14 protein-coding genes and 1 pseudogene are annotated in these 16,702 nt (G+C 43.0%); 13 read left to right on the top strand and 2 right to left on the bottom strand.

Annotation, left to right across the window (positions count from 1 at the left end; all coding sequences use genetic code 11):
• Positions 1-7 precede the first annotated feature (7 nt).
• Positions 8-514, bottom strand: coding sequence for an antibiotic biosynthesis monooxygenase family protein (locus tag NSS60_RS11965; RefSeq protein WP_080601167.1), 507 nt, complete (start codon positions 512-514; stop codon positions 8-10).
• 172 nt (positions 515-686) lie between these two features.
• Here NSS60_RS11965 and hemE point away from each other — a divergent pair, with 172 nt between their 5' ends.
• From hemE to NSS60_RS11925, 8 genes and pseudogenes are all read left to right on the top strand, one after another.
• The gene (gene hemE, locus NSS60_RS11960; protein ID WP_004892111.1) at positions 687-1,736 is read left to right on the top strand and encodes a uroporphyrinogen decarboxylase; all 1,050 of its coding nucleotides are present in this window, start codon (positions 687-689) and stop codon (positions 1,734-1,736) included.
• 7 nt (positions 1,737-1,743) lie between these two features.
• Positions 1,744-2,691: a ferrochelatase gene (gene hemH / locus NSS60_RS11955; RefSeq protein ID WP_004892110.1), complete on the top strand. Its 948-nt coding sequence runs from the start codon at positions 1,744-1,746 to the stop codon at positions 2,689-2,691.
• Entirely contained in the window at positions 2,688-4,106 is a 1,419-nt protein-coding gene (gene hemY, locus NSS60_RS11950; protein ID WP_004892107.1) for a protoporphyrinogen oxidase, read from the top strand. The genes hemH and hemY overlap by 4 nt, the downstream gene beginning before the upstream one ends.
• Positions 4,107-4,203: 97 nt before the next feature.
• Positions 4,204-4,776 (top strand): TetR/AcrR family transcriptional regulator, encoded by a 573-nt coding sequence (locus NSS60_RS11945; protein ID WP_004892104.1) that lies wholly within the window; start codon positions 4,204-4,206, stop codon positions 4,774-4,776.
• A gap of 91 nt (positions 4,777-4,867) precedes the next feature.
• Positions 4,868-7,156, top strand: coding sequence for a YhgE/Pip family protein (locus tag NSS60_RS11940; protein ID WP_035019265.1), 2,289 nt, complete (start codon positions 4,868-4,870; stop codon positions 7,154-7,156).
• A 136-nt stretch (positions 7,157-7,292) separates the two neighbouring features.
• Complete coding sequence (locus NSS60_RS11935) at positions 7,293-8,306, top strand: LacI family DNA-binding transcriptional regulator (RefSeq protein ID WP_004892098.1); 1,014 nt, start codon at positions 7,293-7,295, stop codon at positions 8,304-8,306.
• An 11-nt stretch (positions 8,307-8,317) separates the two neighbouring features.
• Positions 8,318-8,413, top strand: a pseudogene (locus tag NSS60_RS11930) (carbohydrate ABC transporter permease); the annotation flags it as partial.
• 18 nt (positions 8,414-8,431) lie between these two features.
• Positions 8,432-10,141, top strand: coding sequence for a glycoside hydrolase family 13 protein (locus NSS60_RS11925; protein ID WP_004892095.1), 1,710 nt, complete (start codon positions 8,432-8,434; stop codon positions 10,139-10,141).
• A gap of 29 nt (positions 10,142-10,170) precedes the next feature.
• On the opposite strand, the gene yhfH is transcribed toward NSS60_RS11925, so the two are convergent.
• On the bottom strand, positions 10,171-10,302 hold the full coding sequence (gene yhfH / locus NSS60_RS11920) for a protein YhfH (RefSeq protein ID WP_064498958.1): 132 nt from the start codon (positions 10,300-10,302) through the stop codon (positions 10,171-10,173).
• A gap of 153 nt (positions 10,303-10,455) precedes the next feature.
• On the opposite strand from yhfH, the gene NSS60_RS11915 reads away from it, so the two are divergent.
• The 5 genes from NSS60_RS11915 (at position 10,456) to NSS60_RS11895 (ending at position 16,699) form a co-directional block, all read left to right on the top strand.
• Complete coding sequence (locus NSS60_RS11915) at positions 10,456-11,190, top strand: MBL fold metallo-hydrolase (protein WP_004892092.1); 735 nt, start codon at positions 10,456-10,458, stop codon at positions 11,188-11,190.
• Positions 11,191-11,369: 179 nt separating this feature from the next.
• Entirely contained in the window at positions 11,370-13,205 is a 1,836-nt protein-coding gene (locus NSS60_RS11910; RefSeq protein WP_004892089.1) for a DUF294 nucleotidyltransferase-like domain-containing protein, read from the top strand.
• Between the two features lie 45 nt (positions 13,206-13,250).
• Complete coding sequence (locus NSS60_RS11905; protein ID WP_232467153.1) at positions 13,251-13,880, top strand: 3'-5' exonuclease; 630 nt, start codon at positions 13,251-13,253, stop codon at positions 13,878-13,880.
• A 170-nt stretch (positions 13,881-14,050) separates the two neighbouring features.
• A complete protein-coding gene (locus NSS60_RS11900; protein WP_340720878.1) occupies positions 14,051-15,601 on the top strand; it encodes a fatty acid--CoA ligase family protein in 1,551 nt (516 codons plus the stop codon).
• Positions 15,602-15,712: 111 nt separating this feature from the next.
• Positions 15,713-16,699 carry an ABC transporter substrate-binding protein gene (locus NSS60_RS11895; RefSeq protein ID WP_004892083.1) on the top strand — a complete coding sequence of 329 codons (987 nt, stop codon included), beginning with the start codon at positions 15,713-15,715 and terminating at the stop codon, positions 16,697-16,699.
• Positions 16,700-16,702: the final 3 nt, after the last annotated feature.

Here is a 16,702-nt window from a genome sequence, read left to right as displayed (position 1 = left end):
CGATGTGTCAGCCTTCTTTTACAACTGCATATGTTGTCACATAGGATGGACGCGGAAAAATGGACCGTTGTTGATCGATTGCTTTTTCTGTGCCACGTTTTTCATGCGCTTTTTCGTAAGCTTTAGACTGTTGCCAACGACGAAAGGCACTTTCATTTTCCCACATCGTCATAATGACGTATGTATCGCTTTTTAACGGACGTAACACGCGAATGGCGACAAATCCAGGCTCTTTTTCAATTAAGCGCGCCCGTTGTTGAAAACGATGTTCAAATAACGGTCTTCCTTCATCAGTAACAGGAATATTATTGCAAACAACAAATGATCCACCTAATGGGCCAACCGCATCAAGTACTTCGTATGGACGCGGCTCGTGAAAGACGCTTGTTCCTTCTGTTTCGTGAATAAGCATACCATTGTCTTCATCGTATACAAGCAACATACGCTCATTTGCATATTGGCTACGCAATCGTTGCAAATAGTCGATTGTGCCATTTGTCATAAATACGTACACCGATATCATCCCCTTCCTTTTCTTGTTCATATTTTACCACTTTCTTTTCTTCTTGGCGATTTCATGAACGTTGCGTAATATTACTACCCAGACGGTGAAAAAATCGGTATAGTTGTGTTAGTGGAAACAAATCAGCCGTTTCGTTATATAAGCGATTACATAACATGAAAGGATGGACATGATGATTAAAAACGATACATTTTTACGTGCCTGTCGCGGAGAAGCGACGGAATACGTTCCTGTTTGGTATATGAGACAAGCAGGGCGTTCGCAACCGGAATACCGCGCGTTGAAAGAAAAATATTCGCTTTTTGAAATTACACACCAACCAGAGCTATGCGCCTATGTGACGCGTTTGCCTGTTGAACAATATAACGTCGATGCGGCCATTTTATATAAAGATATTATGTCACCGCTCCCAGCGATCGGTGTCGATGTCGATATTAAAGCGGGTATCGGACCAGTCATCGACAACCCGATTCGTTCGCTTGCGGATGTGGAGCGCCTTGGAGAAATTGATCCAGAGAGCGATGTGCCGTATGTGCTTGAAACGATTCGTCTATTGACGAAAGAGCAACTGACTGTTCCGCTCATTGGTTTTGCTGGTGCACCGTTTACTTTAGCAAGCTATATGATTGAAGGTGGGCCTTCGAAAAACTATAATAAAACGAAAGCGTTTATGTATGCGGAACCGAAAGCATGGTTTGCCCTTATGGATAAGCTAGCGGATATGACAATTCGTTACGTGAAAGCGCAAATTCGTGCCGGCGCAAGCGCTATTCAAATTTTTGATTCTTGGGTTGGTGCAGTCAATGTTTCTGATTATCGTCAATTTATTAAACCGACGATGGAGCGTATTTTTGCAGCGCTTCGTGACGAAAACGTTCCGCTTATTATGTTCGGTGTCGGAGCAAGCCATTTAGCGAAAGAGTGGCATGACTTACCGCTTGATGTCGTCGGTTTAGATTGGCGCTTATCGATTCGTGAAGCGCGCGAGATGGGACTGACAAAAGCACTGCAAGGCAATTTAGATCCAGCCGTATTGCTTGCCCCATGGGAAGTTATCGAAGCGCGCGTCAAACAAATTTTAGACGAAGGCATGGCGCATGAAGGTGGGTACGTATTTAACCTAGGGCACGGCATTTTCCCACAAATCAAGCCAGAAACGTTAAAACGACTTACAGCGTTTATCCACGATTATTCAGCAAAAAGAAAAGGATGAATAAACGATGTCAAAAAAAGTAATGGGATTGCTTGTCATGGCGTATGGCACGCCGTATAAAGAGGAAGATTTAGAGCGATATTACACGCACATTCGTCATGGTCGCAAACCGTCAGAAGAGATGCTAGCCGATCTTCGCGAGCGTTACGAAGCGATCGGGGGCATCTCACCGCTTGCAGCTATTACAAAACAACAGGCGGAAAAACTTGCCGAGCGACTTAATGAAGTACAAGATGAGATTGAATTTCGCATGTATTTAGGATTAAAGCATATTGAGCCGTTCGTTGAAGATGCCGTTCAGCAAATGCATGAAGATGGGATAAAAGAAGCGGTTTCGATCGTATTAGCGCCGCATTTTTCGACATTTAGTGTCAAATCATATAACGGACGAGCAAAAGAAGAGGCGGCCCGTTTAGGTGGACCGAAGTTGACGTGTGTGGAAAGTTGGTATACTGAACCGAAATTTATTCAATATTGGGCAGAACGGGTAAAAGAAACGTATGCTTCGATGTCTGAACGAGAGCGGGAAAAAGCGGTGTTGATCGTTTCCGCCCACAGCTTGCCTGAAAAAATTATCGCAATGGGAGATCCGTATCCAAAACAACTACAAGAAACAGCCGATTTCATTGCGAAAGAAGCAAGTGTTTCGGAATACGTCATTGGTTGGCAAAGTGCAGGCAATACGCCAGAGCCTTGGCTAGGTCCTGATGTGCAAGATTTAACGCGACAACTATATGAAGAAAAAGGGTACGAGGCATTCGTATACGTTCCAGCAGGATTTGTGTCCGATCATTTAGAAGTGTTGTACGATAACGACATTGAATGTAAACAAGTAACAGATGAACTTGGCGTCAGTTACTATCGCCCGCCGATGCCAAACGCCCATCCACAGTTTATTGACGCCCTTGCAACTGTTGTTTTAAATCATTTACGTAAAGAAGGCGAGTCATTATGAAAAAGAAAGTCGTCATTATTGGCGGTGGGATGACGGGACTTGCGGCAGCGTATTACTTGCAAAAAGAAGCGCGCGAAAAACAGCTGCCCATTTCGTGTGAATTAATTGAAGCGAGTCATCGACTTGGCGGAAAAGTACAAACGGTGTATCGCGATGGTTTTGTCATTGAGCGCGGACCGGATTCTTTTTTGGCACGAAAAATGAGCGCCTCACGCCTTATTCACGAAGTCGGGCTTGAGAAAGAGCTCGTGCATAATACGGCAGGTCAATCGTACATTCTCGTTAATCGAACGCTTCACCCAATTCCAGGCGGAGCGGTGATGGGCATTCCGACGAAGCTTGCACCGTTTGTTGTAACGCGGCTGTTTTCGCCATTTGGAAAGTTGCGAGCTGCAGCTGACTTTGTTTTGCCACCGTTAAAAACGAAGGGGGACGTATCGCTCGGGCAATTTTTCCGCCGTCGTCTCGGAAATGAAGTGGTGGATCGCCTCATTGAACCTTTATTATCAGGCATTTATGCAGGCGATATTGACCAGCTTAGCTTAATGGCAACGTTCCCTCAATATTTCCACTTAGAGCAAAAACACGGAAGTCTCGTGCTCGGCATGAAGCGGTCGATGCCGAAACAAAAAACGAAACAAAAAAGCGACAAAGGCATTTTTCAAACGTTAAAAACGGGGTTGGCTTCGCTTGTCGATGCGATTGAGCAAAAGTTAGAAAAAGGAACGGTGCATAAAGGGGTGCGAGTCGAGCATATCGAAAAGGTCGATGACAAATACGTTTTAACGTTAAGCAACGGAGAGAAAAAAGAAGCGGATAGCGTCGTTATTGCTGTTCCGCATCAATCATTAACATCGCTCTTTCCAAATGAAACATTGTTTTCCTCTTTTAAAACGATGCCATCGACGTCTGTTGCAACGGTCGCATTAGCGTTTCCGAAAGAAGCGGTCGCGAAGGATATGAATGGAACGGGATTTGTTGTTTCGCGTGATAGCGATTATACGATTACCGCATGTACGTGGACGCATAAAAAATGGCCACATACGACACCAGAAGGTTATGTTTTGTTGCGTTGTTATGTCGGACGTCCTGGGGATGAGGCGATTGTTGATCAAACAGACGAAGATATCGTTCAAGTCGTGATGGACGATTTAAATAAAGTGATGAATATTACGATGAATCCGATGTTTTCGATTGTGACACGTTGGAAACAATCGATGCCGCAATATACGGTCGGTCATCGTGAACGGATGGAACGGGTGAAACAACATATGCAACAACATCTTCCAGGCATCTTTTTGGCAGGAAGTTCGTATGAAGGGCTTGGGCTCCCGGATTGCATCGATCAAGGGGAAGAGGCAGTTAAAAAAGTATTGCATTATTTAGCTTATACGAAAGAAAAGGTGTCGCTATAAAAGGCACCTTTTTTCTTGCAACTACAGATCATATGTGTTACGATATAAAACGAAATGACCAAAATGTTCATTTAGTCAAAATAAAGGATGAACGCCTATGTCAGATAAAAGAAAACAAATTATTGAAGCGGCAGCAAAGTCATTTTCGTTATTCGGTTATAAGGCAACAACGATCGATCAAGTGGCAAAAATGGCGAATGTCGGAAAAGGGACGATTTACACGTTTTTCAAAAGCAAAGAAGAGCTGCTAGAAGACATCGTTTCTTCTATCATTTCTGAAATTAAGCGTGAGGCAGATGCCGCGATTGATCATCGCTTATCGTTTAATGAAAATGTGCAACGTGCTTTGCAACGCATTTTTACGTTTCGCAAAGAACATGAATTGACGATTAAGCTGTTACAAGAAGTGCGCGATATCGGCACACCAGCTGTACGTGATGTGATGAAGCGACTTGATCGCGAAATGATCGCTTACGTTCGTGAAAAAATTGAAGAAGCGATGGCAAAAGGTGAAATTCGTTCGTGCGATGCGGAATTAACGGCATTTTTAATGTTTAAAATGTATATTGCTTTAAACGTCGATTGGGAAAAAGAACACGAACCGTTGCCACAACAAAAAATTGCTGAACTGTTTGATTTGTATTTATTGAAAGGATTATTTCCACGATGATCCTTCTCTTTTTTGCACGAAATGACTAAATGAACAAATTGGTCAATATTTTAAAAAGGGGGTTGAGTATGTGCATACATTTCGATTATTGATGCAAGAAATAAAAGCAGTCACGTCCAATCGGAAAGTGCTTATTCCGATTATCGCTGTTTTATTTATTCCGCTTTTATATAGCGGTATGTTTTTATGGGCGTTTTGGGATCCGTATGATCATTTAGACGATTTGCCTGTCGCTGTTGTTAATAATGACAAAGGCGCGACATTTGAAGGAGAAGAGCTCCATATTGGTGATGATCTCGTCGACAAGCTAAAAGAAAAGAAACAGTTTGATTGGCATTTTGTAAGCCAAAGTGAAGGGGAAAAAGGATTAAAAGAGCAACGGTATTATATGCTGATTGAAATTCCTGAAGATTTTTCTAAAAACGCAACGACGTTACAAGATGATCACCCGAAAAAGCTTCAACTTATTTACAAGCCAAATGAAGGGTTTAACTTTTTATCTGCCCAAATCGGTGGAACAGCAGTAGAAAGAATTAAAACAGAGGTAGCAAAAACATTAACCGAAACGTACGCCGAAAACATGTTTGAAAACGTAAAAACGTTGGCGGACGGATTAACAAAAGCGAGCGACGGAGCAAAGCAATTGCATGACGGATTGATAGATGCAAAAGACGGAACGAACAGGCTATATGATGGGATGAACAAAGCGCAAGATGGCTCCAATGAATTGTATCGCCATTTAGCGACGCTTGCTGAAAAATCAATTACATTTACGGACGGTTTGCATCAAGCAGCTGACGGTTCAATGCAAGTTCAAACCGGTGTTCAAACGCTTCATGATGGAATGAAGCGCATGGTAGATGGGCAAGGACAATTGCTTGCAGGAGCACAGCAAGCAAAAGAAGGAACAGTAAAACTGGCTTTAGGTACAAATCGTGTACTTGAAGGAATGAAAGCTCTCGATGCTCGCATGCCACAACTTTTACAAGGCTCAGAACAATTGAGCGGCGGAACAGAAAAGCTAGTTACATCGCTTGCCGAGTGGCAACAAGGAGCTACGCAAGTTCAAACGGGTGCCACGCAAGTGACAAGCGGGTTAGAGCAACTCGCTGCACAGCTTAATACGCTTATTGCGCAAACGTCAGATCCGGCCCAAAAAGCGGTGTATGAGCAATTAAAACAAAACGTTGTGCAACTATCACTTGGAAGCAAGCGAGTACAGGGTGGAGTTGCGCAGTTAAACGATGGAGCAAAAGCGTTACAAGAGGGAGCGGCATCGTTAAGCGCAGGGGCAAAGCAACTACATGAAGGGCATGCGGCTCTCGATAGCGGCGTAAACGAACTGCTTGCTGGACAACAGCAACTCGCCGATGGCGCAAATGCATTAGTGAACGGACAAGAACAGCTTGTTTCGGGCATGCATACGTTACATGAAAAAATGCAAGAAGCGAAACAAGGGACAGAGAAGCTCGCAAGTGGTGGTCAAACACTTGCTTCTGGTTTGCAAGCTCTTGCGAATGGGGGCGACCAACTGCAAGATGGTGCGCATCGGTTAGCGGATGGTGCACAACAATTAGCGAACGGAATGAATGAACTAACAAACGGAACCGAAGCATTACAAGCTGGAATGAATCAGCTTGCAGACGGTTCAGGAGAACTAGCAGATAAATTGAAAGAAGGTGCTGAAAAAGCAAGCAACGTTAAAGCAAACGAAGACGTATATAACATGTTTGCCGAACCGGTGAAAGTAAAAGATAAAAAAATCAATGAAGTGCCAAACTACGGAACAGGGTTTACACCATATTTCTTGTCGTTAGGATTGTTTGTCGGTGCGCTTTTACTTTCGATCGTCTTTCCACTTCGCGAACCGGCTGGAGTGCCACGCTCACCATTTCAATGGTTTTTTGCGAAGTTTGGTGTACTCATTGGTGTGGGTGTGTTACAAGCGCTTCTTGCGGACAGCGTATTGCTTTTCGGGCTTGATTTACAGGTGAAAAGCGTTCCGTTATTTATCGTATTTAGCATCGTGACAAGCATTACCTTTTTATCAGTCATTCAATTTCTCGTGACCGTTTTTGGTGATCCGGGACGATTTATCGGGATTGTCGTCTTAATTTTACAATTGACAACGAGTGCCGGAACGTTCCCGCTTGAGTTAATTCCACGTTCGTTGCAACATTTTAACGCATGGCTTCCAATGACGTATTCTGTTTTCGGATTAAAAGCTGTCATTTCAAGCGGTGATTTCTCGTTTATGTGGGAAAACGTCGGCAAATTGCTTATGTTTATCGTCGTTATGATGGCAGGAACGATGACGTATTTTACGATTCAACATCGTCGCCAATTCACAACAATTGTGGAACAAGCTTCTGAAGCGTAATAGGCTTCAGAAGCTTTTTTTGATGAAAAAATTTTTAAAAAATTAATTTGCATATACAAGGTGATGTGCGTATAATACAAGTATGAGAACGATTTCATTCGTTTCTTTTCGATTGGAATGAGGGGGGGCTGGGAGGATGGCGACGATTGAAGATGTCGCCAAGCTAACAGGGCTTTCACGGACGACGGTTTCGCGCGTCATTAACAATCACCCGTACGTGTCAGAAGAGAAACGAAAGCTCGTGCTTGAAGCGATGGAAAGGCTAGGGTATGTACCGAATTCATCGGCTAGAAGTTTGCGGAATCAAAAAACGAGCATTTTAGCGTTATTTATTCCGCGCATTACAAATCCGTTTTTCAGCGAACTTGTAGAAGCGACAGAAATTGCGGCAGCCGAATATGGCTACCAGCTCATTATTTGTCAGACGCGCTATTCGCCAGAAAAAGAATTAAACTACATGAATTTATTAAAAACAAAACAAGTTGACGGGGTTATTTTAGCCTCCATTCAAAACGAGTGGAAAAAGCTGAAACCTTTTTTGCAATACGGGCCGATTGTCCTTTGTAATGAGTTTGATGATCGTGCAAACGTTCCAACCGTTCGGCTCGATCAAGTATACGGGGGATACATAGCGACAAAACATTTGCTCGAACAAGGTCATACGAAAATCGCATACTGTTCCGGCGGTTATCGAAGCAATGTGGCAAAGTCGCGTGAAATCGGCTTTAAAAAGGCGCTGGCGGAGTATAAAGTTTCATTTCATGAGCAGTATGCTTTTCGCGATGCATTTCATATCGCAGACGGGAAGCGTGTATTCCAAAAAATGATAGCGCTTTCAGATCGACCGACGGCTGTATTCACCGGAAGCGATGAAGTGGCGGCCGGCATTATATCGGAAGCGGTGAAATGCGGCTATCGTATCCCTGAAGACTTAGCAGTCGTCGGTTTCGATAATCAAGCTATTACAGAGTTAACGAATCCGACAATTACGACGGTGCATCAACCGGTGAAACAAATGGCGCAAAAAGCAGTGGATGTGATCGTTGAAAAAATTCAAACAAAAAAATATGAAACAAAGGAAATTTACGAGTTTCCACTTCAGCTTATTGTGCGCGCATCAACGATTGGTAGCGAGCTTCGTAAAGGCTAACTCTTTATGAAGCGACAGTGATTGTGACGATTCCGCTCGTCATTATGGTATTATTATTCCAACGCCACATCGTATCGGGCTTAACGTCCGGTTCAGTAAAAGAATAATGGAGAGGGGAGAAGAAGATGGAATCGATTCCAAAAACGAAACAATGGTGGAAAGAAGCAGTTGTATACCAAATTTATCCGCGCAGTTTTAAAGATTCAAATGGGGACGGAATTGGCGATTTGCGCGGCATTATTGAAAAATTAGATTATCTGCAAGAGCTTGGCGTCGATGTCGTTTGGCTGTCGCCTGTTTATAAGTCGCCAAACGACGATAACGGCTATGATATTAGCGATTACCAAGACATTATGGACGAGTTTGGTACGCTCGCTGACTGGGACGAACTGCTTCACGAAATGCATGCCCGCGGGATGAAATTAGTGATGGATTTAGTCGTCAACCATACGTCTGATGAACATCATTGGTTTATTGAATCGCGCAAATCAAAAGACAATCCGTACCGCGACTATTACATTTGGCGTCCAGGAAAAGACGGAAAAGAGCCGAACAATTGGCAATCGTTTTTTAGCGGTTCAGCTTGGCAATATGATGAAGCGACAGGGGAATATTACTTACATTTATTTTCGAAAAAACAACCAGATTTAAACTGGGAAAACGAAAAGGTGCGCGAAGAAATTTTCAACATGATGACATGGTGGTTAGATCGTGGCATTGACGGATTTCGGATGGATGTTATCAACTTATTATCGAAAGTAGAAGGTTTGCCAGATGCGCCGGTGACAAATCCAAACGATCGTTATCAATGGGGCGGACAATATTTTGTGAACGGACCGAAGTTAATGGACTATTTGCGTGAAATGAAAGAGAAAGTGTTAAGTAAATATGACATTATGACGGTCGGAGAAACGCCGATGGTCACAACAGACGATGCGATTCGATTTACGAACGAGCAAGATGGCGTTATGAATATGTTGTTTCAATTTGAGCATATGGATGTTGATTCGAAGCCAGGAAGTCCGCTTGGGAAATGGGACATTCAACCGTGGAAATTGACCGACTTGAAAAAAATTATGAGCAAATGGCAAGTTGAACTGCACGGGAAAGGTTGGAACTCTCTTTATTTAGAAAATCACGATCAACCGCGTTCTGTTTCGCGTTTTGGTGACGACAAAACGTATCATGTAGAAAGCGCAAAAATGTTAGCGACATGGCTACATATGATGCAAGGAACGCCATACATTTATCAAGGACAAGAAATCGGTATGACGAACGTTTCTTTCCCGTCCATTGAATATTATCGTGACGTGGAAACGATTAACTTATGGAACGATGTTGTAGTAAACAAAGGGTATGATCCAGACAAAATATTAAAGGCGATTCATTACCGCGGTCGCGATAATGCGCGCACACCGATGCAATGGGATGCGACAGAACATGCAGGCTTTACGACAGGCACGCCGTGGATTAATGTAAATCCGAATTATCGCGACATTAACGTCGAACAAGCGTTGAAAGATGAAAACTCGGTGTTTCATTATTACAAAAAGCTCATTCGTCTCCGAAAAGAGCATCCGATTATTGTGTACGGTTCATACGAGTTACTTCTTGAAGATGATGAACAAATTTATGCATACGTGCGCAAGTTCAACGATGAGCAGCTGCTTGTCATCACAAACTTTAGCAGCGAGCAGCCAACGTTTACATTGCCGTCACATATCACGTTTACCGAAAAGCAATTGCTTATTAGCAACTATACGGTCGATGAAAATGAATCGATTGACACGATTGTGCTAAAACCGTATGAAGCACGTGTATATAAGTTAAAGTAAAAAGCAGCCGCGCAGGCTGCTTTTTTACTTTAACAAGAAACGTTTAAACATTGCGCACAAACGTTTCCGTAACATTCGTGTTGTTCTTCCATTTCTTCGCCGCACTCGCAACATGTTTTCGGTGGTAACTTTTTATAAAATTCAGACATTTTTTCTAACATAACTCCCCATCCCCTTTGCTTTTGTTGATTTCATTGTATTATAACAGATATATATTTGTCAATAGTTGTTTTATAACATTTGTATATGTGAAATTTGTTCAGAAATTTGGTATTGTGTAGTTGTACACATTTTTGTAAGGAAGGTGAATACATATGAAAGTGACAGTGATCGGCTATTGGGGGGCGTTTCCGAAAAAAAATGAAGCAACGTCATGTTATTTGTTTGAACACGACGGTTTTCGCCTGTTAGTCGACTGCGGAAGCGGGGCGTTAGCGCAACTTCAAAACGTCATTGACATTGAGCAAATTGATGCGGTTATCATATCGCATTATCATCACGACCATGTCGCAGATATTGGACCGCTTCAATACGCGCGACTCATTAAGAAAAATTTAGGCGCACATTTGCCTGAGCTTCCTATTTATGGACATTCGTTTGATCGGGATGGATTCGCACGCCTTGCTCATAAAGGAGTGACGAAAGCGGTGGCGTACGATCCGAACGATGAGCTTCATATCGGTCCATTTACGATTACGTTTATGCCGACAGAACATCCAGCTGTTTGTTATGCGATGCGCATTCATGCGGGAGAAAAAACGGTCGTATACACAGCAGATTCTAGTTATTTGCCTGAGTTTGTTCTTTTTGCAAAACATGCGGACGTACTGATTTGCGAATGCAACTTTTATGCCGGGCAACATGCGAAACAAGCCGGGCATATGACGAGCGAGGAAGCGGCAACGATCGCGCGCGACGCTGGCGTTAAAACATTGCTACTAACGCACTTACCTCATTTCGGTAACGTTGAACAACTTGTCGACGAAGCAAAAACGATTTTCCATGGCGATGTGCAATTAGCAAAAACAAGATGGACATGGGAAGGGTAGCGATCAGCTACCTTGTTTTTATAATTAAAATTCAGAAAATTTTTAATATAAACTTGACGATGAATCGGAAAGGAGGGAAAATGTAAGTGATAACGCTTACAAAATAATCGGAAATTAACCGTCTGAGATAAAACAGCGTCTGTGCAAACAGATGCTGTTTTTATAAGGGAGGGGAATGAATGCATCCGTTATTTAGCGGTGTTTCAAAACAAGAGATGGAAAAACTTCTTGCTGAGTGCGAACAAAAAACGTTTGAAAAAGATGAAATGATTTTAGGAAAAAATGAGCGACGTAAAGGTCTTGTCTTGTTGCTTGACGGGGTAGCGGAAGTGTACGTCGAGCATGAAGGATATGATGAAGTGCTTGAAGTTGTGCAAAAAGGGGGATTGATCGGATTTTCAAGCTTAGCCCATTTTTTAGGTGTATCGAAAAGCGATGGAAAAGAAGAGCTCGTTGCGGTACGGGCGGCGGAACGATGTGAAGTGCTTGTCATGCCGTTTTCCGTGTTAACACGGTTATGGGATGATCCGAATGTACACGATTACTTGCTTACACAGGCGTGCGTCCGTTTAAAAGATGTATACGTTTCGCTTGCAGAACAAATAAAGCAGGCGCGTAAATTTGGCGATTCAACATCATTTGTCGTTCCCGTACAAGATTTAATGGTTCGCGATGTCGTCACTTTACCGCCCACCGCAACGGTACAAGAGGCGGCGAAAAAAATGGCGGCGACTCATATTAGTTCGATCGTCGTGACAGACGAACAAACGTTATGTGGAATTTTAACGGAAACGGATCTTGTCGAACGAGTGCTCGGACAGTCTCTTCCGTACGATACGGTTGTTGAACAGGTGATGACAAAAGATGTGGCGACGATTTCGCGCTTTGCGTATTATTACGATGCGCTTGCGATGATGATTGAGCGTGGAGTAAAGCATTTACCTGTTGTTGATGACGGAAAAGTAGAAGGAATTGTGACATTTTCCGATTTAATGCGAAAGAAAAACGAAAGCATCATGCGTACCATTCAACAAATTGATTATGCAGATGAACGGACGTTACCAAAAATGAAAACTGCCATTTACGAGTTATTAGCGACGATGCTACGCGATCAAGTACCAATTGCACAATGTTTAAATATGATTACGAAATTATACGATCGGCTCGTATGGCGTTGTATGGCGTTAGCGCTAAACGAAGTAGGGGAGCCGCCGTGTCGCTTTGCTTTTTATTTAATGGGTTCAGGTGGACGGAGAGAGCAATTTTTATTGACCGATCAGGACCATTTTCTCGTCTATGAAAGCGACGAATATGCTTCGTATTTTGCTCAGCTTGGTGAGGCGATGGTGCGCTTTATGGAGAAGGCTGGATATGAGCGATGCAAAGGAAAAATGATGGCGAGTGAAGAAGCGTGGCGCGGTTCTCTTGAAGTGTGGAGAGACAGGCTGCGCGAGTGGATGATTCATGCGACAAATGACAATTTGTTATTGGCGCAAAACTTTTTTTCATATCGGTTTGTATATGGGGAAATAGAGTTGCATCGCGCGTTTGAACAGATGATTCGCGAACAGTTGAACCGTGCGAAAATGTTTTTCTTCCGCCTTGTCGAAGTGGAAAGGCAGCATGAAATTCCAACGCTTGATCGCCCGATTCGCTCGCTCTTTGGGCTCGAACGGAAAACGATTGATATGAAAAAAGAAGTGCTGTTTCCATATCACCATAGCGTGCAAATTTTAGGACTCATTTACGGGGTTGTGTCTGGCACACCGTTCGAACGGATTGAGAAGCTAAAAGACAAACATGCGTTGTCTCCGTCGTTTGCGAAAGACGTACAAAAAGCTGCCGAAAACGTATTAGCCATTTACGTTCGTTATAAATGGAATCAATATAAAGCAAATCAACAAGCATCATCGGTTTTATCGTTTACGACAATGACAACGCGAGAGAAAGATGAATTGATTTTAAGTTTAAAAACGTTAAAACAACTACAAACGCAGCTATTGTCTCGTTTTTAAGGGGGATGAACATGTTTTTTTTTACGAAAGGCGATTGACTGCAAGTTGAACGACAACATCCCGTTATCGACACCGATCGATGATATTATTTTTACCGTATTTGATACAGAAACGACGGGATTTGATGTCGCAACGACCGATCGATTAATTGAAATTGGTGCGGTGCAAGTGAAAGGAACGACGGTGCTTGAAAATGAGACGTTTCATACGTATGTGAATCCAAACCGCGACATTCCGCCTGTCATTGTAGAGTTAACAGGCATTACGGAAGAAAAAGTGCGACATGCCCCCATCGCAATCGAGGTGTTGCAACAATTTTTCCAGTTTGTTGAACAAAAACAAAGCGCCTGTTTTGTCGGCCATTACATTCCATTCGATTTATTGGTCATCAAACATGAATTGCGCCGCGAAAAAATGAAATTTCACAAGCCGACGTTTATTGATACGCTCGATTTAATTGGCTTTATTGCGCCATCATATGATATGCGCGATTTAGAGCGCTATGCACAAGCGTTCGGTACGCGCATGTACGAGCGACATTCCGCCCTTGGCGATGCGCTTACGACCGCGTATTTATTCGTTGAGCTATTAGAACAATTTCGCATGCACGGTTATCGAACATGGGGAGAACTGTTGCGAGCAACAGATAGCCAAATGCGGTCGTTGTCATTTTAACGGGGAGAGCCCCCGCTTTCTTTTTTTACCCACCTAGGAGAGGCAAGACGTGATCGTTTGCACGACAATGTCCTACTTGCTTGTTTTTTTATTTTAAAATATAATACATTTAGAATTTTTTTAATTTTAAAATGAATGACTATTCATTCATTAAGAGGGGTGGGGAGAAAATGAATTTAGTTTCACGGTTAGAACAAATCGCATCACAAAAGCCGGACAAGCGAGCATACGTGTTTGAAACAACTGAGGCGACGTATGGCGAGTTGAACGGAGCAGTTATGAAGTTTGCGAGCGGTCTAGCAAAGCTCGGGGTAAACAAAGGAGACCATGTGGCGTTGTTATTAGGCAATTCACCGTATTTTATCGTCAGTTTGTACGGTGCGATGCGCGCCGGGGCGACAGTCATTCCAATTAATCCAATTTATACAGCTGATGAAATTCATTACATTTTAACGAACGGCGATGTAAAAGTTGTCATTGCGCTTGATCTAGTCATTCCGACGCTGATGAAGCTTGACGGACGCTTACCGAGCGTCGAGCATATCATTATTTGCGAAACGCCGCAAGGAAAAGAACATGGAATCGTTTTGCCCGAAAAAATGAAATCGTTTATAACGGTGTTAGCGACAGGTGAAGTTCCGTTTTTCGGGCCAGAGCTTCACGATGACGATGTAGCAGTTATTTTATATACATCAGGGACGACTGGAAAGCCGAAAGGAGCGATGTTGACGCATAAAAATCTTTACAGCAACGCTCAAGATGTAGCTGATTACCTAAAAATAAACGAAGATGACCGCGTCATTGCGACGTTGCCGATGTTTCATGTGTTTTGTTTAACGGTTGCGCTTAATGCACCGCTTACGAATGGCGGAACGGTGCTGATTCTTCCGAAATTTAGCCCAGCGGAAGTGTTTAAAGTAGCGCGTGAACAAAAAGCGACGGTGTTTGCAGGCGTACCGACGATGTATAACTTTTTATATCAGTATCCAGACGGAAAAGCGGAAGACTTTGCACATATGCGTCTATGCATTTCAGGCGGTGCGTCAATGCCTGTTGCATTATTGAAAAACTTTGAGAAAAAGTTTCAGGTGATCGTTTCCGAAGGGTATGGACTTTCAGAAGCTTCGCCAGTTACATGTTTTAATCCGCTCGATCGTCCGCGCAAACCAGGCTCGATCGGAACGAGCATTATGAATGTCGAAAATAAAATTGTCAATGAATTAGGAGAAGAAGTACCTGTTGGGGAAGTGGGGGAACTCATCGTACGCGGTCCGAATGTGATGAAAGGATATTATAAAATGCCGGAAGAAACGGCGCATACGATTCGCGACGGTTGGCTATATACAGGCGACTTAGCAAAAATGGATGAGGAAGGATATTTTTATATTGTCGATCGGAAAAAAGATATGATTATCGTCGGTGGGTACAACGTATATCCACGTGAAGTGGAAGAAGTATTGTACAGCCATCCAGATGTTGTTGAAGCGGCTGTCATTGGCGTCCCTGATCCGAATTTTGGTGAAGCGGTGAAATGTTACGTTGTGAGTAAAAATAAACAGTTGACTGAACAACAGCTCATCGCGTATTGCAGCGAGCATTTAGCGAAATATAAAGTACCGAGTTCAATTGAATTTTTAGATGAATTGCCAAAAAATACGACAGGAAAAATTTTAAGACGCGCATTAAAAGAACAAGTCGTCTCCCAAAGCGGTGCACAATAAGCACCGTTTTATTTTTTATGAAAATTTCAAGAATTTACTTGATATTTAGAAAATATATTTGTATAATTTAACGCATAAAAGCGAAACAGCGAAAAAGTAAGGGGGATACAAATGAAGTGGTTGAAAACGTGTGGGGCGTTGTTGCTTGCCGGCAGCGTGCTTGCTGGATGTTCCGGAGAGAAAACGACGAAAGAAACGAGTGGGGAAAAAGAAAAAACGTATAAAGTCGGCGTGACGCAAATTGTTGAACATCCATCGCTTGATGCGGCGTTTAACGGATTTAAAAAGGCGCTTGAAGATAAAGGATTAAAAGTGGAATACGATGTGCAAATTGCGCAAGGAGATATGAACAATAACCAAACGATCGCAAACAACTTTGTGGCAGATGGCGTCGATTTAATCTTCGCGAACTCAACACCGAGTGCGCTTGGTGCATTAAATGCAACGAAAGATATTCCGATCGTCTTTACGTCTGTGACGGATCCGGTTGGCGCGAAGCTTGTACAGTCGATGGAACAGCCGGGCGGAAACGTGACAGGGACGACAGATACACATCCAGACGCCATTCCGAAAACGGTGCAATTTATTGATCAATTTGTTGATGGAAATCGCGTCGGGATGATTTATAACGCTGGTGAACAAAACTCCGTCGCGCAAGTGGATGCGGTGAAAAAAGCGATGGAGGGAACCGATTTAACGATCGTACCTGTGTCGGTGTCGACATCGGCGGAAGTGAAACAAGCAGCGGAATCGTTAGTCGGCAAAGTGGATTGTTTTTATGTTATTACAGACAATACTGTTGTTTCTGCACTTGAATCCGTCATTCAAGTTGCAAACGATCAAGACATCCCGCTTTTTGTTGGGGAGTTAGACTCGGTAAAACGCGGTGGTTTTGCGGCATACGGCTTTGACTACTACGATATCGGTTATGAAGCAGGAGTGATGGCAGCTGACATTTTAGAAGGAAAGAAAAAACCGTCCGAACTTCCAGTGCAATATCCGCAAAAGTTAAAGCTTGTCATTAATAAAAAAGCAGCGCAAGAGATGGGTGTGGAATGGAGAAGCGAATGGGATAGCATGGCGGAATTCATTGAATAACGT

Origin of the sequence: Anoxybacillus sp. FSL W8-0382 (assembly GCF_038003845.1) — a bacterium.
GTDB lineage: Bacteria > Bacillota > Bacilli > Bacillales > Anoxybacillaceae > Anoxybacillus > Anoxybacillus flavithermus_G.
This window is presented reverse-complemented; position numbering and strand designations above follow the sequence as displayed.